This window comes from Acidaminococcus sp. HCP3S3_G9_1 (assembly GCF_052122455.1).
Taxonomy (GTDB): domain Bacteria; phylum Bacillota; class Negativicutes; order Acidaminococcales; family Acidaminococcaceae; genus Acidaminococcus.
Map to the genome: position 1 here is coordinate 25,970 of NZ_JBQKCH010000014.1, position 18,194 is coordinate 44,163.

At 52.7% G+C, this 18,194-nt stretch carries 21 protein-coding genes and 1 pseudogene; 1 reads left to right on the forward strand and 21 read right to left on the reverse strand.

Annotated features, from left to right (window positions below; all coding sequences use genetic code 11):
• The first annotated feature begins 122 nt into the window (after positions 1–122).
• On the forward strand, positions 123–575 hold the full coding sequence (locus ACTQY1_RS09020) for a helix-turn-helix domain-containing protein (protein WP_441374078.1): 453 nt from the start codon (positions 123–125) through the stop codon (positions 573–575).
• A gap of 35 nt (positions 576–610) precedes the next feature.
• Here the strand turns inward: ACTQY1_RS09020 and ACTQY1_RS09025 are convergent, their stop codons facing one another.
• From ACTQY1_RS09025 to ACTQY1_RS09125, 21 genes and pseudogenes are all read right to left on the reverse strand, one after another.
• Positions 611–2,212, reverse strand: a complete 1,602-nt coding sequence (locus ACTQY1_RS09025; protein WP_441374079.1) for a terminase large subunit — start codon at positions 2,210–2,212, stop codon at positions 611–613.
• 77 nt (positions 2,213–2,289) lie between these two features.
• On the reverse strand, positions 2,290–2,733 hold the full coding sequence (locus ACTQY1_RS09030; protein WP_441374080.1) for a DUF7698 family protein: 444 nt from the start codon (positions 2,731–2,733) through the stop codon (positions 2,290–2,292).
• A gap of 182 nt (positions 2,734–2,915) precedes the next feature.
• Positions 2,916–3,059, reverse strand: a complete 144-nt coding sequence (locus tag ACTQY1_RS09035) for a hypothetical protein (RefSeq protein WP_441374081.1) — start codon at positions 3,057–3,059, stop codon at positions 2,916–2,918.
• Positions 3,060–3,231: 172 nt separating this feature from the next.
• The gene (locus tag ACTQY1_RS09040; protein ID WP_441374082.1) at positions 3,232–4,128 is read right to left on the reverse strand and encodes an amidoligase family protein; all 897 of its coding nucleotides are present in this window, start codon (positions 4,126–4,128) and stop codon (positions 3,232–3,234) included.
• 100 nt (positions 4,129–4,228) lie between these two features.
• The gene (locus ACTQY1_RS09045; RefSeq protein WP_105325872.1) at positions 4,229–4,462 is read right to left on the reverse strand and encodes a DUF4314 domain-containing protein; all 234 of its coding nucleotides are present in this window, start codon (positions 4,460–4,462) and stop codon (positions 4,229–4,231) included.
• Entirely contained in the window at positions 4,446–5,252 is an 807-nt protein-coding gene (locus tag ACTQY1_RS09050; protein WP_441374083.1) for a virulence, read from the reverse strand. The genes ACTQY1_RS09045 and ACTQY1_RS09050 overlap by 17 nt, the downstream gene beginning before the upstream one ends.
• Positions 5,253–5,340: 88 nt before the next feature.
• The gene (locus ACTQY1_RS09055; RefSeq protein WP_441374084.1) at positions 5,341–6,597 is read right to left on the reverse strand and encodes a site-specific DNA-methyltransferase; all 1,257 of its coding nucleotides are present in this window, start codon (positions 6,595–6,597) and stop codon (positions 5,341–5,343) included.
• Between the two features lie 144 nt (positions 6,598–6,741).
• Positions 6,742–7,269, reverse strand: coding sequence for a P27 family phage terminase small subunit (locus tag ACTQY1_RS09060; RefSeq protein ID WP_343299405.1), 528 nt, complete (start codon positions 7,267–7,269; stop codon positions 6,742–6,744).
• Positions 7,270–7,427: 158 nt separating this feature from the next.
• Complete coding sequence (locus ACTQY1_RS09065; protein WP_441374085.1) at positions 7,428–7,814, reverse strand: HNH endonuclease; 387 nt, start codon at positions 7,812–7,814, stop codon at positions 7,428–7,430.
• A gap of 116 nt (positions 7,815–7,930) precedes the next feature.
• Positions 7,931–8,383, reverse strand: a complete 453-nt coding sequence (locus ACTQY1_RS09070) for a hypothetical protein (RefSeq protein WP_317423120.1) — start codon at positions 8,381–8,383, stop codon at positions 7,931–7,933.
• A pseudogene (locus ACTQY1_RS09075) lies at positions 8,380–9,734 on the reverse strand (SNF2-related protein). The gene ACTQY1_RS09070 and the pseudogene ACTQY1_RS09075 overlap by 4 nt, the downstream one beginning before the upstream one ends.
• Positions 9,731–10,027: a VRR-NUC domain-containing protein gene (locus ACTQY1_RS09080; protein ID WP_441374086.1), complete on the reverse strand. Its 297-nt coding sequence runs from the start codon at positions 10,025–10,027 to the stop codon at positions 9,731–9,733. Before ACTQY1_RS09080 ends, ACTQY1_RS09075 begins: the two are co-directional and overlap by 4 nt.
• A complete protein-coding gene (locus ACTQY1_RS09085; protein WP_441374087.1) occupies positions 10,017–10,580 on the reverse strand; it encodes a hypothetical protein in 564 nt (187 codons plus the stop codon). Before ACTQY1_RS09085 ends, ACTQY1_RS09080 begins: the two co-directional genes overlap by 11 nt.
• Before the next feature lie 233 nt (positions 10,581–10,813).
• On the reverse strand, positions 10,814–12,697 hold the full coding sequence (locus ACTQY1_RS09090) for a DUF3987 domain-containing protein (protein WP_441374088.1): 1,884 nt from the start codon (positions 12,695–12,697) through the stop codon (positions 10,814–10,816).
• Positions 12,694–13,080, reverse strand: coding sequence for a hypothetical protein (locus tag ACTQY1_RS09095; RefSeq protein ID WP_441374089.1), 387 nt, complete (start codon positions 13,078–13,080; stop codon positions 12,694–12,696). Before ACTQY1_RS09095 ends, ACTQY1_RS09090 begins: the two co-directional genes overlap by 4 nt.
• Positions 13,081–13,479, reverse strand: a complete 399-nt coding sequence (locus tag ACTQY1_RS09100) for a DUF7768 domain-containing protein (RefSeq protein ID WP_441374090.1) — start codon at positions 13,477–13,479, stop codon at positions 13,081–13,083.
• Entirely contained in the window at positions 13,457–13,681 is a 225-nt protein-coding gene (locus ACTQY1_RS09105) for a hypothetical protein (RefSeq protein ID WP_441374091.1), read from the reverse strand. Before ACTQY1_RS09105 ends, ACTQY1_RS09100 begins: the two co-directional genes overlap by 23 nt.
• 3 nt (positions 13,682–13,684) lie before the next feature.
• On the reverse strand, positions 13,685–14,347 hold the full coding sequence (locus ACTQY1_RS09110; RefSeq protein ID WP_441374092.1) for a Rha family transcriptional regulator: 663 nt from the start codon (positions 14,345–14,347) through the stop codon (positions 13,685–13,687).
• Between the two features lie 99 nt (positions 14,348–14,446).
• Entirely contained in the window at positions 14,447–17,362 is a 2,916-nt protein-coding gene (locus tag ACTQY1_RS09115) for a DNA polymerase (RefSeq protein ID WP_441374093.1), read from the reverse strand.
• A 60-nt stretch (positions 17,363–17,422) separates the two neighbouring features.
• Positions 17,423–17,611 (reverse strand): hypothetical protein, encoded by a 189-nt coding sequence (locus ACTQY1_RS09120; RefSeq protein WP_441374094.1) that lies wholly within the window; start codon positions 17,609–17,611, stop codon positions 17,423–17,425.
• A 12-nt stretch (positions 17,612–17,623) separates the two neighbouring features.
• Complete coding sequence (locus tag ACTQY1_RS09125; protein WP_441374095.1) at positions 17,624–18,190, reverse strand: DUF2815 family protein; 567 nt, start codon at positions 18,188–18,190, stop codon at positions 17,624–17,626.
• Positions 18,191–18,194: the final 4 nt, after the last annotated feature.

The window sequence follows — 18,194 nt, forward strand, 5'->3', positions numbered from 1 at the left end:
AAAGACTCCTTTTATTTTTTGGCAACCGACTTTTAGTCGGTTTTCCCATTGACGACTCGATTTCGCGTCTAGTGACAGAAAAAAAGCCTTGTACTATGCTTGCTAACAGGAGGTAATGTGATATGAAATTTGGAGAAAAGATTAGACGCTATCGAGAAAACAATAACCTGACCCAAAAGGATCTAGGGGATCAGTTACATTTAACAGACGATGCAATCTACAAGTGGGAAGCTGGGAAAAGTTTCCCAGATGTCCCTATGCTTCGAAATCTTGTTGAACTCACAGGCTATGATGCTGAAACTCTGACAAACGATAACCGTTCTATCGAAGCCTATTACGGGCTTCCCGTTTCTGCTAAAACGTTCTTGTATGAAAAAACGATCAACGCAAGAGATTCAGTTCATGAAATCTATGATATTGGGTTACGAAAAGGAGTAAAATTACATCGTTTTACAAACCGCGGTGGAGAAGAATACTCAGCCATTTACTGTGGTTCAAATGAAATTTTTTCTTGTCCACGAAAAGAAGAAAAGGAAATGATTTATTACTGGAACACGAACAAAATCAATTTCTAAACGTAAGCCCTACTCACAACGAGCAGGGCTTTTCTCTATACAAAAAGCAGTCCCCGGGAATCGTAGACGCTTTCGTGAGCATTGTTCCCGCACCGGATGGCCCGGTCCAGGCCCATGATGGTGGCAATGGCCCCGTCTATTTTTTCCGTGGACTTTTCCTTATCTGCCTTGATATTGCCGGCAGGATCTCTCCGGATATAAATATTATCCATCATCCATCGAAGGACTGGATGCCCTCCATGAGCAATGCGCTGCTCCAGCGTGAGCTTCATAAGCTCCTTAGTAGGAGGGCTCATGTCCTTGAATCCCTGTCCGAATGGGACCACGGTAAAGCCCATCCCTTCCAGGTTCTGGACCATCTGTACCGCACCCCACCGGTCAAAGGCAATTTCCTGTATATTGAACTTTTCACCCAGCTTCTCGATGAACTTTTCAATATACCCGTAGTGGATGACATTTCCTTCGGTTGTCTGGATAAATCCCTGCTGGGCCCAGATGTCGTACATCACATGATCCCGCTTCACCCGCAGGGGCAGTGTCTCCTCCGGCAGCCAGAAGTACGGCAGGATGCAGTACTTATCCTGGTCATCCAGAGGCGGGAATACAAGTACGAAGGCGGTAATGTCCGTGGTGCTGGAAAGGTCCAGACCGCCGTAGCAGATCCGGCCTTCCAGATCTTCTTCCCGCACCGGGAACGCACAGGCATCCCATTTATCCATAGGCATCCACCGAACAGACTGCTTCACCCATTGGTTCAGCCGGAGCTGACGGAAAACATTCTCTTCGCTGGGTGTCTCTTTGGCCGATTCACAGGCTGCTTTCACTTTGTCGATCCCTACGGTAATCCCAAGAGAAGGGTTGGCCTTCTTCCACACTTTGGGGTCGGTCCAGTCATCCTGCTCCCCAGCCCCGTAGATTACTGGGTAAAATGTGGGATCATGCTTCCGCCCTTCCAGGATGTCCATGGCCTTTTGATGGACTTCATAGCAGATGCTGTGGGTATCCGTCCCGGCTGTGGTAATGAGAAAATACAGGGGCTGCATCCGGGCATCCCCGGAGCCTTTGGTCATTACATCAAAAAGCTCTCGGTTGGGCTGGGTATGGAGTTCATCGAACACCACCCCGTGGATATTAAACCCGTGCTTGGAATAGGCTTCTGCTGAAAGAACCTGGTAGAAGCTGTTGGTGGGACGAAACACCATCCGTTTCTGGGAGGACAGAATCTTGACCCGCTTGCTGAGAGCCGAGCACATCCGGACCATATCGGCCGCTACTTCAAAAACGATGGAGGCCTGCTGCCGGTCTGCGGCACAGCCATAGACTTCGGCCCCTTCTTCCCCGTCCCCGCAGCAGAGCAGGAGTGCCACAGCTGCGGCCAGCTCACTTTTCCCCTGCTTCTTGGGGATCTCGATATAGGCTGTGTTGAACTGCCGGTAGCCATTGGGCTTTATGGTACCGAACAGATCCCGGATGATCTGTTCCTGCCAGTCGATGAGCTCGAAGGGATGGCCCGCCCAGGTTCCCTTGGTGTGGCACAGGCTCTCAATAAAGGCTACCGCATAATCCGCCAGTTCCTTATTGTAGGTGGACGTTTTGGCTTTGAATTTTGTAGGCTTGTACTTTTTGAGTTTCCGCATAGGGCTCCCTCCTTTCTTTTTACTGGGTATAAGAAAAGGAGCCCGGAGGCTCCTTGGTTCTTGCTGTCCCCCGTTCCTCAAAGGCTGAAGAGGAAGGCGGGGATTCTTTCGTATTCGTTGCTCATGAATTTCTGGCCGGATCCGTAGATTTCGGTCATCCCTTTCAATTTGCAGCCCAGCTGGGTAAATTGCCAGGCTACCTGGACGGCGCTGGACCAGGTGGAGGAAAAAGTGAATTCTTTCACCCCAAATTCCCGGAACACTTTGAGGATCTTTTCCGGTTCCTGGTAGGTTCCGGAAAGGTCCAGGAGGCTGTTGCCATGCTTTTTCATGTCGCTGTAAAGCCGCATCATGTTCCCGAAGTCTTCCCCTTCTGCCTGGACTTCCTTCACCAGTTCCTGGTAGGCATCCCGGCAGGCCTGCATGGTCTGGGCATCCCCAACCTTTTCTGCTGCATCGAACTTCTTTTCCAGTTCCTCGCTGCGCCCGTAGAGTTTTCCCATCATTTCCATCTTTGTCATTTTGTTTTCCTCCTTGTGGTTGTGTGCTTTGCCTTTTGGCATGTACATATATCACTCTAAAAGCAGATAATAGCAAGCAAATTCTGTTTATTTATTCATTTTTTCTGGAACAGGGGCCTTTGCTTGGCCCCTGCCCTTCCCCTGTTTTACCGGAACTCGATGGTCAGCATTCCGTTTCCCATTCACCAGGTACTTTCTTCATTCGGGTCTTCTAAAAAGGCTTTCTTGGCTTCCCGGATCATTTTGTTCACGTCGGCCTCTCCGTACATTTCACAGGCTGCTTTCTTACTGATTTTCTTGGCGTCCAGGGTAATGATCGTTCTCATGGGTATTTCCTCGCTTTCATGTGCTTTTTGCTTTTAGGGGATGTCCCCTTTGGCATGTCTATTAATCACTCTAAAGGCACATAATAGCAAGCGAATTCTGTGTATTTATGCAAGTATACAAGAAAGAAGAACAGGGCCTTACGGCCCCTTCCCCTGCCTGTGGCTACCGCCTTCAGGCGGCGTTTCTCCAGGCGGAATTCCCGGTGAGGTGTTTCAGCATGTGGAGCCGGCAGGTCTTGAATTCTTCCCCGATAAGCCCCAGCCGGAGCATCCAGCACCGGAAGGCGTATTTCTCGTTGTCCGTCTCCGTCTTTCTGGCGGAGGCTTTCTTCTGGGTCAGTGCCTGATGGGCCACCGCCAGACAGAACTGGATGTATGCCTTGATTTCCCCGGCGTGGAGGGTGCCGTTGAAAAGCCGGAATTCCACCGTCCCTTTGGTGAAGGTGGCGTGGAGGTTGAGCCCGTGGTACCGGCTGTTGTTGTAATGTTCATCCCGACCAAAGGGTGCCTGGATGTACCAGATGTCGGCAAATTCTGCCATGGTTCGGGGCTGCTTCTTGTTCAGTTCCCAGAGGAAGGTTTCATCTGTCTTCTGGCAGTATCTGGCTTCCCGGAGGGCGTCGATCTGGAGGGCATGGTAGATCATATCTTCCTTGCTGGCCACCAGGTTTACCAGGTTCCGCAGGGTTTTCGGGGTGAACTTCTCGGCTCCCACATGGATGTGAATCCCGCAGGAGGTGTTCACCAGGGCCCCGGCTTTTCTCAGGGTCCGTACCAGTTCCTGCAGCTTCGGGATGTCGTCGTAGGAAAGGATGGGGCTTACCACTTCCGTCCGGTAGTCCCGGGTGGCGCCCTCGATCTGGCCGCCCACCTTTCTCTGAGGTCGGATGCTGGAGTCGCTCATGGCTTTCCAGGTCCGTCCTTGGTTATCCAGGGCGGTGTAGATATCGTAGGCTCCGCCTTCATAGGTGCCCCGTCCTGTTCCGAAGAAACCGGCCATCAGGTTGGCAGCCTTTTCTCTCGTAATCCCCGTCATTTCCATTTCAATCCCGAAGTGCAGTGCTTTCATCCTTCTCGTCATCCTTTCGCTAGGTTTGTGTGTTCTTTGGCATGTGTATATATCACTCTAAACGCACAGAATAGCAAGGGATTTTGAGAATAATTATTAATTATTTCGTGTCTTTATTCAGTTTTTGCACCTCATCCACCCCATGGATCACATTAAGGTGGGATCCGTTGTCCCAAACCACCAGGAGGGACCCTATATCATCTACGCCGGTCACCGTGCCTTTCGTACCCAAAGGCGGTGCCTGGGGATCGTCCATCCGGGTAAGGCGTACCCGGGTTCCGGGAGGGTATTCCTGCTGTAGAAATTCCAGCAGCTCTTTATTGGGAAACCGCATCTTTTTTCCCTCCGTTCCGGAAGGCCGCTGACCCACTGAGCTTTTCCAGCAGGATCTTTCGGCAGTCCTTGTATTCCTTCCCGATAAAGCCCAGGCGCAGGAGGAAACACCGGAAGGCGTATTTCTCGTTGGGGACTTCATGTTCTTTGGCCGTGACCCGTTTGGCGTTCTTGGCAAACTGGCACAGGGCCTTCACCAGTCTGGAGTAGGCTTGGACCTTGGCGCCGTCCGCTTCGTGGAACCAGGGGAAGTTGATTTTCCCTTCGCTGCGGATGATGGTCAGGTCATCCGTCCCCAGGGCCTTTTTGAAAAGGCCGGCTTTAGAGGCCACCAGGTTCTGAAGTTTCTCGAAGTCTTCTTCCGTGAAATCGTCCGGAAAGGAAATGGTGAGGGTGTCGACTTTCTCAGGAGTTTCTTCCGGTTCCTGGGCTGTTTCAGGTTCCGTCCCTTCTTCCAGTTCAGCCGTTTCCTGGGAAAGTTCTGGTTCCGGGTTTGCATCCGGTTCTGCCGTTTCCTTTACGGGTTCTTGTTCCGGAGTTTCTTCCGTTGCTGCCTGTTCTGCAGCCGTTTCTTCTGGCTTGAATCCTCTGGCTTCCAGTTCTTTTACCACCTTCTGGAACAGTTCTCCGTCTTCACATTCCATGGCACCGTTTTTCCACACCATAATGCTGACGATCCGGTAAGCCTTGGTGGGAAGAAAAAGGTACTTTGCCTTTTCTCCCGTAATGGCGCTGATGGCCTGGACCAGTTCTTTTCTCGCTGCACCTTGTCTGTTGTATTCGACCTTCATGATTGGTACCTCCTTAGGGTATTTTGGTACTGTTATTAATCACTCTAAAGGCGAATAATAGCAAGCAAAATGTAGCCCTTTTTGTTCTTTATTTTTCTCCGCCCACAACTTCCTGGTAGGTGTATGTTTTCCCATTTCGCAGGACGGTCACGCTGTCCTGCTCCCCTTCGTGGGAAGCCAGGTACCGCTTCACCGCCACATCCACGAACTTGGGTTCCAGCTCCACCCCATAACAGATCCGGCCCAGCTGGTCGCAGGCCATGAGGGTGGAAGCAGACCCCAGGAATCCGTCCAGCACCACCCCGTTGATCTGGCTGCTCAGCTTGATCAGATAGGCCAGCATGGGAACCGGCTTACTGGAGGGGTGCCCGAAACCGTCCTCTTTGCTGTTCTTGATCCCGTCAAACTCAAAGACTGCTTTCTGTTTCTGGTCCCCGTACCAGTTGTGTTTTCCGTCTTTCCGCCAGCCGAAGATAATGGGTTCCATGTTAAACTTCCAGTCGGTGCGCATAAAGGGGGCCTTGGGCTTTTTCCAGATCAGGCCAGCTCCCACTTTGAAACCGGCATCTTCGAAAGCGTCGTAAAAGACCCGGGCCTTCATGGTGGCGTAGAACACATAGATGGAGGCGTCCGCCGCCATGGCATCATGGAAGCAGGTGAAGGCCTTTTTCAGGAACTCGTACCCTTCCTGGTCGTTCAGATCATCGTTCCTGATCTTCCCGGAAGTACTCCGGAGGTTGACCAGGTACGGAGGATCCGTCAGGACCAGGTTTGGCTTTACTCCATCCATCAACTGAGTATAAGTTTCCGGCTTGGTAGAATCCCCGCACAGGACCCGGTGCTTGCCCAGCTGCCAGAGGTCCCCGGCTTTGGAAAACACCGGCTTCTGCAGTTCTTCTTCCACGTTGAAGTCGTCTTCTTTGGCTTCTGTTTCTTCATCGAAGATATGGGCGATTTCGTCATCGCTAAAGCCGGTGAGGCTCACATCAAAGTCCGCTCCCTGGAGGGATTCAATTTCCACCCGCAGCATTTCTTCGTCCCATCCGGCATCCAGGGCCATCCGGTTGTCGGCCAGGATATAGGCTTTCTTCTGGGCTTCGGTAAGATAGTCCACCAGGACGCAGGGCACTTCTTTGATCCCTTCTTCCCGGGCTGCCATCACCCGACCGTGGCCGGCAATGATGTTCTTGTCCTTGTCGATGATCACCGGGTTGATGAACCCGAATTCCCGCAGGCTGGCCCGGAGCTTGTTAATCTGCTCCGGGGAATGGGTCCGGGCATTATTCACATAGGGGATCAGCTCATCGATGGGGATGAGCTTCATCTCTTTGGTTGTTTTCTCCATGCCTTGTTTCTCCTTATAATCGCAGCAAGCCCCCTGCGGGCACCGTTCAGGTCCCCACAAAGGGCTTGTCCTCGTAATGTTTTGATCTGTTGTTTGGTGAGGGGATATCCCCTCAGCCGGGAAATGAATTCTCTTGCTGTCATGCTATACCTTCCGCGACCGCAGCAGCCGTTCCATCACGTCATCCTGGGGCGTGTTGCCGGCAAACTCCACGGAGCAGTTTTCCTTCACCACCTGGTAGATCTGATACCAGATCTGGTTCACCTGCTTCATGTAGTTCTGGCCCATGGTCACGTATGGAGAAGCAATGGCCGCATTGGTGGTGGGGTGCTTGGCCAGAAATCCATATTCCGAAATGGCATGTTCGCACTGGATCCACCGGGACACCGCCATGGCGTACTGGCTGATGAGCTGAGGGCTTACCAGTTTCTCGCAGTGCCGGGCTTTGAGCCACAGCCAGGTTTCCCGGTAGATTTCTTCCGCCTCCAGCTTCCCGCCGTTCCGCTGCTTTTCCTTCATGTAGGCTTTGGGTTCCGGCATATCTTCTCCAGATAGATCCGCCCCTTCCGGCAGGTCCATCACCTTAAGCGGCCGCTTCCCCGGATTGTCCGGCAGTTTGTCCAGCAGGGCCCTGGGTTTCCGCCCCTGGCCCACCCGCAATCCCCCTCGCATGGTTCCGTCTTTTGCTATTTTTCACACCCCCTTTTTCACCGGATCAATACCCTTTTTGAAAACGCGTTTTTTTCGCGCGTGACCCCTCGCCCGTTCTGGCTTTCCGGGCTTCCAGAGATTCATACACCCCCTGGGTATATTACTTTGTTTCAGATTTATCATTCTGAGAGTCCATTTTTTCTTGTGATTTTCTGGTGCCAACGATCTCCCCTCTTTGCATGGATCCTTGCGTGACAGGCTTTGCACAGGGCAATCAGGTTGTTCCAGGCATGGGTCCCGCCTTCCGCCAGAGGTTTCTTATGGTGGACCTCCTCCGCCACCACGTACCGGCCGTGCTTCAGGCACACTTCACAAAGAGGATGGCTGGCCACGTAAGCATCCCGGATCTTCTTCCAGGTCCTGCCGTACCGTTTCTTCGTTGCCGGACTACGTTCATACTTTTCGTACTGCTTGTCGATGATCTTCTGATGCTTCTCACAGTACCGCCCATCCGTCAGGTTCGGGCAGCCTGGGAAGGAACAGGGTCGTTTCGGTTTTCTCGGCACAGCTGCCACCTCTTTTCGGGCATGAAAAAAGCCTTGTAGGATTTTTACATCCCGCAAGGCTTGTCTTTATTCCCTTTTCTCGTGATTCTATCATACCACGAAGGGCCTGTTGAATTCTAGTGTTTCGCTACTGCATTTTCCTGCAATTCACTGCACGCCTCCAAAATTTTTTCAACGGCTGCCATCCCTTCCCCATGGACTGTGTAGACCCACCGGATTCCTTTGCCCATGCTCCGGGCAATGTCCTCCCAGGCATCGAAGTGGATGTACCGGTCCCGGAGGACCAGCCGCTGGGCTTCGTCTTCCACCCGGTCGATGACCTGGCCAATCTCATACTTCAGGTCCACCAGCCGGTCCACTTCCCGGTTGATTTTCTGCTCCCGCTCCCAGATCTTCTCGATGGTCCGGACGAAGGGAGCTTCCGTGGGCCGGTTGGGGTTGTGGCTTTCTTCCAGCCCGGCTGCGGAGATTCCCAGGCACAGGTGCCGGAGCTCAGCCACCTCCCGCAGATTGCTCTCTATTTTTTTATCCAGGTAGAATCCCTGTTGCAAGTACTCTTTCGCGTTCATGCTTTTCCCTCCAAATCCGCCTTGACGGCTTCAATGAGAGCCGCCTGGGAACTGTCTTTCTTCTCCAGGGCCTTCGGGATCCGTTCGTCCATGGTGCCTTTCGTCACAATGTGCTGGACGATGACCGTCCGGCTCTCCTGCCCCTGCCGCCAGAGCCGGGCCACCGTCTGCTGGTAGAGTTCCAGGCTCCAAGTCAGCCCGAACCAGATCAGGATGGATCCACCCTGCTGCAGGTTGAGCCCATGGCCGGCAGAAGCCGGGTGGATGAGAGCCACCGGAATCTTCCCGGCATTCCAGTCGGCAAAGTCCCGGGACTCCTTCAGCTCCCTGGCTTCCATCCGCTCCTGGATCCGTTCCCGGTCGTGCCGGAACCAGTAGGTCACCAGCACTGGTCGCCCATTGGCACTTTCCACCAAATCCTCCAGGGCATCCAGCTTCCGATCATGGAGATGGATGGTCTTTCCGTCATCGGTGTAGATGGCTCCGTTGGCCATTTGTGTCAGCTTCAGCGTAAGGGAAGCCGCATTGGCCGCCGTCACCTCGCCTCCCGGCAGTTCCAGCACCAGGGACTTTTTGAAGTCATTATACCGCTTCCGCTCCGAGTCCGAAAGATTGACCTCGGTTTTCACACGTACCAAATCCGGCATCTGCAGATAGTCTGTGGCCTTCATGGATACGGTGATGTCCGAAATTTTCCGGTAGATGGCGTCCTCTGCTCCCGGCAGGGGCTTGTAGGAAAACACCACCATGCCGTTCCGCTTGTCCGGCTGGAAGTAGGTGTTCCGGTACTGGCTGATATATTTTCCGAGCCGTTCTCCCATGTCCAGAAGCCGGAATTCGGCCCACAGGTCCATGAGCCCATTACCGCTGGGAGTTCCTGTAAGGCCCACGATCCGTTTCACCTTAGGCCGCAGGGCCTTCATGGCTTTGAACCGTTGGGATTGCTGGTTCTTGAAACTGGACAGCTCGTCCAGGACCACCATATCAAAATCCAGCCGGCAGTTTTTCCAAAGCCACACCAGATTTTCCCGGTTCACAATGTAAATATCCACCGGTTTCTGGAGAGCCCGCCTTCGTTCCGTCACGTTCCCCACCACGATGCTGCAAGTGAGATCTTTCAAGTGGTCCCATTTCCGAATCTCCTCCGGCCAAGTGTCCCGGGCTACCCGTAAGGGGGCCACCACTAGAACCCGATGGATTTCAAAGGAATCGTACATCAGATCCCGGATGGCGGTCAGGGTGGTCACTGTCTTGCCTAACCTAAGCCCATATCCAGGAGGAGCGCCGTCACCGGGTGGGTCTTGATGTACTCGATGGCATAGGTCTGGTATGCATGGGGTATGAACTTCATTGGGCATCACCTCCTTCCGCAATGGTCTCCAGCAGCCCGGGGATATCTTCTGTGGCATCCAGGACGAACACCTGGAACCCCAGCTCCCGAAGTTTTTCGTGCCGTTTCACCTGCAGCATCCGTGGTTTCTTCCCCGGTGCTTTCACTTCCACAAAGGCCAGCTTCCCACCAGGGAGAAGAACCAGCCGATCTGGCATACCAGCATATCCAGGGGAAACGAACTTCACAGCCAGTCCGCCTTTCTTCCTCGTTTCCGTCACCAGCTTTTGCTCTATCTGCTTTTCATTCTTCATGATTCACCTCCGGTATTGGGTCAACAAGATTAAATGCGGCGTAGGCGGCGGAGAGAAAGTTTCTGATGGGCTTCCCCTTATAGGTCCAGATGCACTTACCGCGGCACTTCACGCCGAGATGTTTCGGATTGCGGCGGCTGCGTCCAATGAGAATCTGCTCTCCGTGATAAGTGAGACGCCAGCCATGCGAGGTCTGCTCCCATTTGCGTCCTGGAAAACTGCGTTTCCGTTTGGAACGGTTCCGCATAAGCCGTTCCCGTTCCCTGGCGGCAAGGATATCCCCTTCCATGACTCCGGCGCAGATGCAGCCAACGGCTACATTCTCAAAGTAGTCAGGATGCCCCATCACATGCACAAACCGTACCTTCCTGCAGCCGCAGAGCTCACAGGTGTGAAGTGGCGTCTCCATGTCATCTTCTCGTACATCATAAACTTCCTGGCAATGCCATCCTGAGAGCGGTGCTCCCCATTCGCGTAGTATTTTCTGGCAGCGGGCAAAATAACTTTTGTCCTTTCTGCCATCAGCCATTTTTTCCTCTGATTCATCACCCATAGTGTTAAAACCCCCGTATTTTCTGGTTTTCCGGGTTTTGTCCATTTTGTCTGTTTTGTCCCTAAATAAATATTTTTATATTTTTTAGTAGAATAATATATAGAGTAAGTAAGTACTTTTTACTTTTTTATAGTTTTCGGACAAAAAGGACAAAGCCGGAAACCCGCATGGTGCCTGCTCTGAGACTGACCACAAAAATCAGGACAACCTCAGGACAAAAGGACAGAACCCAGTCAATGCTCCTTCAACCAGGGATTGATGGCATATTTGGGCAGTGGTGGCCTGCCCGTGCCTGAGTATTTCTGCGGTTTTTGCATGATGTACCCGTAATCCTCAAGGAAGTCCAGAACCGGCTGGATGCTGTCCACGGTCTTAAATCTCCGGCACATGCGCATAGCTTCCCGCCTGTCAAAGGCGGTGAGACGCCGCTCCCTGATTTTCTGGAGGATCAGGTTCCCGTTCTCGTACATGTCATTTTCCGGCAGTACGGAATAGGCTGCCTGTGCATGGTTGAGATAATATTTCCCAAGGCGTATCGCATCCGACATGGTTTTCCCGGTGACGGACAAGGCATCCTGCACCATAAGAAAGTCATGGCTTTGGTAAACGGAAGCCCTGCAAAGGAGTCCGGATATGCGCAGTACATTGCCGACGAGCTTCCCTGCCCAGTCAGCCATTTCTGCATAGTCGTTTGTGAGCTTCGGCTCCAGCCAGTTTGCGAAGGCTTCAAGCTCCCTGTCCGCTTCCGGAGAGAGTGTGATGGTCTGCGGTTTTTCCGGATACTCATCTTCCAGGAGATTCACCACAAGCTGTTCATAGCCGCGGTAGGTTTCGTCCGTCACAGCTTTACTCCGATACTTCCTTTTTCCCACTGACGAGACTGGCATGCTGTACAGGAACCTCGCCGTAAGGCCGCGTCCCCGGAATGTGGTGTTGCTCAATACGGCAGAGACCACGTTCGGCTGTGCCATTAGGAGAATCGTCAGCGCCGGATCCATAATGCTTTCGCTCTCGCGCCCGATACGGTCCACACGGATCGTATCCCCGGAGTACCCCTTCAGCATGACATCGATATTGACCGTCTTCGTATAGATACCGGAGAGGGTGTCGAAGATACCTCCTTCACTGGAAATGAGAGCTGCATGGCCGTGATTTTTGGCAATGACGGCTACCAGTTTTTCAGTGGTGATGTCATCCACATAAAGCTGCATGGGGCTTACTTCCTCAAAGTCAGCGGCCTCCTGCGCGATACGTTTCAGTTCTTCCGGTTCGGCATTTCCCTTGGCGACCTTGTCTTCCAGCGCCTTCTGCCTGCGTTCTAGGACACGTTTCTGCATCTTCCCGGCCTCCACCGTGGCAGCATTTTGCTTGTTATACTCGGTCTCGTAATCGTTGACCGGCTGCAGCATGAGATGCAGGACGGATGACTTTCTTTCGGACGGCGGGGCAATTACAATCACATAAGTGTTGAGCGGCTCCACCCAGCCAGGCTTTCCCTGGATCCGGTATTTCTTCTGCAGACAGGTCGAAAGTACGGAAAGTACGATGCTCCCCGCCATATCCACAGGTGTCTGTGTGCTTTCCGCTACGGCCCTCACATAATCAGCAATCGGCTGCGGCAGCGCATCGACCGGAAATGGAGCCATTGTGAAACGTGATAATGGCAGTGGCTCGCTCCATCCGGGATAGGGATTGTTGAATTCCTGCGGACTGACATACCCTTCACTGCCTTCAATCTTGTCCCTGTAAAATTTCAGGGCACTTTTCCAGATGGTTTCCAGCTCCTTCTCCGGAAGAAGCGGCTCACAATTCGCGGCCCTCTGCAGGTAGGCTTCATAGGCTTTGTCCGTATCCCCATACCGTTTCAGCACCCGGCCGGCAAAGTGGGACATGGTGTTGTTGCGGCTGCCTTCGGGAATGGAATTCCCCGTGTACAGGGGTGGCTCCATCTGCTCATGTTCCGCAGGCTCCCGCCCTGTCAGGAATTCAGTTATGGCCTTCTCTCCTTCCTGCCAGAGGATATCTTGCGGCTCAACATCCGTGCCATAAAGGAACCGAGCCGCATCCAGGGCCTTTCCGTCAAAGAAAGGAAACTGCTCTCGAATGGCCTGCTTCAATGCCGTGTAGGCTTTTCGTTCTGCAGTTCCGGAATAGGGAAATAGGCATGAAACCGGGGTCGGGCTATCCGGCCGTCTTTGGCTTTTCCGTTATTCCGGGAAGGGACAATGGCCACAGCCACCTGAGGTACCAGGGACAGGAACTTTTCTCCCGTCACCCATTCCGGGGAATTTTCCGTATGGTCATTGTCACAGTCCATCACGGCCACATCGGACCAGAGGAAATTATCCCGGCTCCGATAGCTGTTCTTATAAGCACCACAGACATGGTCGAATCGGGCTGCTTCTTTCAAATCCTGGGCATCCTGGATTTCCCGTTTGGTGGGATACCGGCAGTTGGATTCCACTCCCGTACAGGATGCCGTAAATAACGTAAATTTCAATCAGATCACCTCATTGATGTACTTGATGGGTTTTCTCTTTTTCTGCGCCTGGCGGATCTCCAGTTCCATCCCCTGGGAGATGGTTTCTCCGAACACCCACAATTCTGCACACTTGGACAAAAGGGCAATTCCCATAAAAAGGGCCAGGTCCCGTTCCGTTTTTTCGTCCAGGAACTGGGGCAGCAGAAGATGGGGAGCCAGGGGAATGTACCCATGGTCTGCGGCATACCGGCAGTACCGCCTTGCCTTTCTCACATTGGCTTCAATGTCCCCGGAATAAGGCGAACAGACATACACCACCGGCCGGAACGGAAATTTGGGTGGCACAGCATTCCGGATGGCTTTGAAGGCAGTGGGGTCCGGGTAATGCTCCCCGTTACGCTTCAGATCCATCTCCATGGCGCACCCCCAACAGTTCCCGGGAACAGGCATCGCACAGGACAGATGTCCCGCAAAGGTCCCCTTCCCCGCTTCCAAGCACTTTTTCAAGATCTACACGCACCTCTTTCCCACAGACCGGGCAATGGCAGAATACATTCTCATCATTGATTTCCACATGGACTTCCAAGCTCTCCGTAAGAGGTTCTTTCACATAAAACATGGTTCATCTCTCCATTTCTGTCTTGTAATAGGCCATGAGCAGTTGTTTGCGCTTTTGGAAATCCGGGCAGGAATACAGTAACCCGTAATCCAAGTGCTGCAGCCGCTCCAGGGCATGGATCTGCTGTGCAGTGAGATAAGGCCGGATGCTCTGCCCTTTTTCGATACCATTAGCCAGCCGGAACTGCTTAGCAGACATCCCAAGGACGATGCGATTCAGCAGATCGCATTCGTTGCTGAAATGGTAAGGCTTCGGGCTCTCATGCAAACGGCAGATCATATCCGTCAACATCGGAAAATCCTGACGAGCAGCCAGGAGCGACTGAATGCATTGCTCCATTTCATTGAAGCGTTGGATATAGAGTTCCTTGAAATGCATCGCCTTGGGCCCGGTGTATCCCATAACCAGCATGGTAAAACCATCGCGGGTCAGCAGATAGCATGGCAGCTTTCTTCCTCTGGCATCTTTGTAAGTGCTGGGCATAAAATTGGCACAGATGAAATTTTCACTGAGCCCAGATTTGGGCTCAATGATTCTGGCGATATCCCGCAGCACATGACGATGCCCTTTCTCAAAAGCTGCAGCGACAAACAGGCTGTCGACTCTGGCTACTCCTTTTGAGTCAGCAAACACACCGAATTCGTCTTCCGGAATTAAATTTTTCATAGCGGCTTTCCACCTTTCGTTAATAGTGTCGAGATATTTTTCCTCTCACCAGTAACAGGACGGAATCCGCCAGAATAAGTACCAGAGAGTGAAATTTTTTTAATCTTTCTGGTAAAACTCACATTCATACCCATCCGCTCGCAGGATCAGCCCTTCTGCCCAGGGCGGAGTCCGGCCCATTTGCTCACAAATGGCATCTACACTGACGTTTCTCTCACATTCGATGATCAGTTCATCATGGACGTGACCCACAATGGCACAGCACCGGAGGGTCTGTATGGCGTAGCAGAGAATGTCCTTGGCCGTTCCCTGGACGATATTTTCCACGAACTTTGGCCCGTAACTTTCCAGACGTTCCCACTTCTTGGTGGCCCCAATGCCTTCGTAGGTCACGGATTCCCCACCGAACTTGTTTTCCCCGATCTGGGGCTTCACATAGGAAAGCTGCCGTCCACTTGGGAGTTCGATGAACAACATGCCGCTCTGGCAGACGAACCGGATGTTATTGACCCAGACGGGGATCCGCTGCTTGATGGCCGTCTTTACCGCTCCATCCACCTGCCACCAGAAATCTACAATGTGGGGATTGGCTGAGCGCCAGGACTGGACCAGGGACCCCATTTCTTCTTCCGGGATTCCCATGTCCAGGGCTCCCATGGCCTTCAGTGCCCCAACGGATCCGCCATAGCCACAGTTGTGGACGAGACATCCCGATACGGTAAAACGGTGATATGGCCCGGCATTTCGTATGTCATAAAGTCGAGCCGTGCGCTTATGATATACCAGCTTTTTCGTTTTTCCTTGACCGCTTCTGCTGCATCCTCTATGATTTTCTCCCTGCTTTCTCCCTGTGTCAGTTTCCGTATTACAGTCGTATAAGAATACGGCCAGTATTTCTGCTGGAATTCCGACAGTACCGTTAATCGGCGATTGCCTCGATTCACCTTCAATGGGACCATATGGAGGTTTCCCGGAGCATAATCTCCATTGTTGTTGATTCGGTCGATTTCGTATTCCCTGTCTGGGACACCGAAATGCTCCAGCAAATATAACCCTGCTGCAAGCACACTTGGAAACATGAATCGGATTCCCCGGGCTCCATAATTCGAATACCCAGAATCCCTGGGATTTTCGCAGCGTTGTTTGGCTGCCGTCAACCGTTTGTAGAGCCACAGAGGTATTTTTCTTGCTTGCGAACAGTGCTGACATCCCTTGCTTTTGCCGCTTATCAGAGCATCGAACAGAGTCCATTGGATGGATCCGCAGCCCTGACATTGTGTCAATACATAACAATGATTCCAGTTCTTGTTCCATCTTTTTTCCGGACTGATGATTTTGACCCAGCCGTATCGCTTTCCTACCATTTCCGGTTTGTAAGAGATGTGCGCCGCTGGAGGCGGCGATTCCAAACTGTACCGGCTCTTGTTTCCCCTGCACCCAGACCAGGTGGTCGGCAGTGGCTGTAAGTCCTTCATAGGTCATGACCTCTCTTTCTCCTCTATAAACTACTCCGTCATGGTGGACCCATTGATTTCCATCCCATACACGGTCATCTGTTGTAACTTTCTCAATAGGAATAAGGCCATGATCCGTAAGGACCATCTGCCCTTCTGCAATACAGGCCAATTCTGCGATTTTCCCCTTTTGACGGAGCTCCCCGTTGATCCCGTGTTTCACCACCGGGACCCCAAACATCTGGCTGGCCGTTGAGCAATAGATATCCTTCCCGGCTGCAAAGGCTGCTGATTTCCACTTTTCACCGGCCATCCAGGAAATGACCCGTGCCTCGATGGCCGAGAAGTCCGAGACCATAAATTTCATCCCCTGCCTGGGAATAAAGGCCGTCCGGATCAGCTGGGACAGCACATCCGGGATGGAATCATAGAGAAGGTCCAGGGCTTCGTAGTTTCCCTGCCGCACCAGCTCCCGGGCCTCTGCCAGATCACTCATGTGATTCTGAGGTAGATTCTGCAATTGGATATGTCTCCCCGCAAACCGCCCGGTCCGGTTGGCCCCGTAGAACTGGAACATGCCCCTGGCCCTTCCGTCTTGGCAGGCCGTCATTTCCATGGCCTGATACTTCTTTACCGAAGACTTGGCCAGCTTCTGCCGGAGCAGCAGTACACTGCGGAGAGGTTCTTGAGCCGTTTTCAAAAGTTCCAGCACGTTCTTCTTTCCCAGGGAATCTGTCTTTAAGCCGTGCTGATCCAGCCACTCCAGCATCTGGATCACCGAATTGGGGTTCTCCAGCCCTGTCCGCTCCTTCAATGTGGCCATTAGTTTTTCCCGGCTTTTGGCATCCATGGCCACCGCCTGTCTGGCCAATTCCAGATCGATGCCAATGCCCCGATCGTTGATTTCCTGGTCCATATGGTATTCTTCCCACACTTTCTCTGGCACAGGGTATCTCTGCAGCCGCTGTTGAATGGCCATTTCCACTTCCACATCCCGCTTGTTGTAGCTTTTGAAGAGGGTCCACTTGTCCGGGGCATGCCGGGGAAGGTTCCTTGTCCGGCCCCCGTTGGCCTTGGTTTCCTTACAGGGGACGCAGAAATAACGGATCAGGTCTCGGCCTTCCTTCAACTTCTGGTTGTCCAGATTCAGCACAGCCCCTACCCCTTCCAGAGAAAGGGGCAGCCCCATATAGGCGGACCAGACCATGGAACATTTCCATCCTGCGGGATTCAGGAACCGGGCACACTCCGTAGAAAGAGGATGTTGATCATGGAAGGGGTCCAGGCTCCTGCCCAGGTCCGTAAGATACCGGGACAGACACACCCGTTCGAAATTGGCATTGAAGGCCCATTTGGTGACGGTTTCATCAGTAAGGGCATCCAGAATCTCTTCCGGGACCGTTTCCCCCTGGGCCAAATCGATGACCTGCACAGGTCCTCCATCCACTGCATACCCGAAAAGGAGGATTTCAAAAGCCGGTGATTCTGCGTACTTGTACACGCCGCACTTGGCCAGATTTACATCGCTATAGGTTTCAATATCGATACTGATTGTTTTCATTAGCTTCACCTCGAGAAAAGCGGCGAGGCACAAAGCCCCGCCGCCACCAATTTCCGTTCTTTATTTCAGGAAAGATTCCATTTGTTTACGGTGATACTCTTCTTCCCGTTCTTCCCGATGCCGGGTGATTTCTTCATCACGCTGATCTTTCTTGATGTCGGTGTAAATCAGTGCCAGAATGAATCCAAAAATACCCAGTGCAACAAGGCAATACAGAGCTTCCAGAATCAGTTTCAGTGTCGTTTCCATAATTTTTCCTCCTTATGCCAGGAAATCGTCATCGTCTGCGGTAGCAAAGTCATCCTCTGCCCGAGGCTTGCCGCCCAGGGGTTCCCCGTCCCGAATCTTCTGCAGGTTGTTCAGGCCGCAGGCAATCCCCTTGTTCCCGTTGCTGTTGAAAGCGTAGAAGTTGATGGAGGCCCGGCCATACACCCCGGAGTACACTTCGGACCTTTCCAGAATCTGCTGGCAGTCCGCATCCACGATGCCGGGCTTGGTGGCAGAGTTGGCGTTGATGAAGAAGCTATCTTTGTAGGCTTCATCCCCCGGCCGTTCCAGATCTCCATCCCGGAGCGGGGTCTTGATGGCTTCCAGGGCCGGCACCGCGCGGCCATTCCCCTTCAGCTTCCCTTCCCCTTCCTGATAGGCGGCCTTGATGGCAGCCCGGACCTTTTCCACGGTCTTGGTGTCAGACTTGGGGATGATTAGGCTGACGCTGTACTTGGGGCTTCCCCCATTGATGGATTTGGGTTCCCACACATTGGCATAACTCCAGCGGGTATTGACCCCAGTGATCACTTTGCACGGATTGACGTAATTCTTAGACATACTC

Bases quoted from the DNA above. Each gene is read 5' to 3' on its own strand.
- ACTQY1_RS09080 (WP_441374086.1), bottom strand. From the start codon at position 10,027: ATGAAGAATGAAAAGCAGATAGAGCAAAAGCTGGTGACGGAAACGAGG.
- ACTQY1_RS09020 (WP_441374078.1), top strand. From the start codon at position 123: ATGAAATTTGGAGAAAAGATTAGACGCTATCGAGAAAACAATAACCTG.
- ACTQY1_RS09120 (WP_441374094.1), bottom strand. From the start codon at position 17,611: ATGGAAACGACACTGAAACTGATTCTGGAAGCTCTGTATTGCCTTGTT.
- ACTQY1_RS09050 (WP_441374083.1), bottom strand. From the start codon at position 5,252: ATGAAGGTCGAATACAACAGACAAGGTGCAGCGAGAAAAGAACTGGTC.
- ACTQY1_RS09115 (WP_441374093.1), bottom strand. From the start codon at position 17,362: ATGAAAACAATCAGTATCGATATTGAAACCTATAGCGATGTAAATCTG.
- ACTQY1_RS09125 (WP_441374095.1), bottom strand. From the start codon at position 18,190: ATGTCTAAGAATTACGTCAATCCGTGCAAAGTGATCACTGGGGTCAAT.
- ACTQY1_RS09060 (WP_343299405.1), bottom strand. From the start codon at position 7,269: ATGCGAGGGGGATTGCGGGTGGGCCAGGGGCGGAAACCCAGGGCCCTG.
- ACTQY1_RS09100 (WP_441374090.1), bottom strand. From the start codon at position 13,479: ATGGAGATGGATCTGAAGCGTAACGGGGAGCATTACCCGGACCCCACT.
- ACTQY1_RS09030 (WP_441374080.1), bottom strand. From the start codon at position 2,733: ATGACAAAGATGGAAATGATGGGAAAACTCTACGGGCGCAGCGAGGAA.
- ACTQY1_RS09105 (WP_441374091.1), bottom strand. From the start codon at position 13,681: ATGTTTTATGTGAAAGAACCTCTTACGGAGAGCTTGGAAGTCCATGTG.
- ACTQY1_RS09110 (WP_441374092.1), bottom strand. From the start codon at position 14,347: ATGAAAAATTTAATTCCGGAAGACGAATTCGGTGTGTTTGCTGACTCA.
- ACTQY1_RS09040 (WP_441374082.1), bottom strand. From the start codon at position 4,128: ATGAAAGCACTGCACTTCGGGATTGAAATGGAAATGACGGGGATTACG.
- ACTQY1_RS09070 (WP_317423120.1), bottom strand. From the start codon at position 8,383: ATGAACGCGAAAGAGTACTTGCAACAGGGATTCTACCTGGATAAAAAA.
- ACTQY1_RS09085 (WP_441374087.1), bottom strand. From the start codon at position 10,580: ATGGGTGATGAATCAGAGGAAAAAATGGCTGATGGCAGAAAGGACAAA.
- ACTQY1_RS09055 (WP_441374084.1), bottom strand. From the start codon at position 6,597: ATGGAGAAAACAACCAAAGAGATGAAGCTCATCCCCATCGATGAGCTG.
- ACTQY1_RS09035 (WP_441374081.1), bottom strand. From the start codon at position 3,059: ATGAGAACGATCATTACCCTGGACGCCAAGAAAATCAGTAAGAAAGCA.
- ACTQY1_RS09025 (WP_441374079.1), bottom strand. From the start codon at position 2,212: ATGCGGAAACTCAAAAAGTACAAGCCTACAAAATTCAAAGCCAAAACG.
- ACTQY1_RS09045 (WP_105325872.1), bottom strand. From the start codon at position 4,462: ATGCGGTTTCCCAATAAAGAGCTGCTGGAATTTCTACAGCAGGAATAC.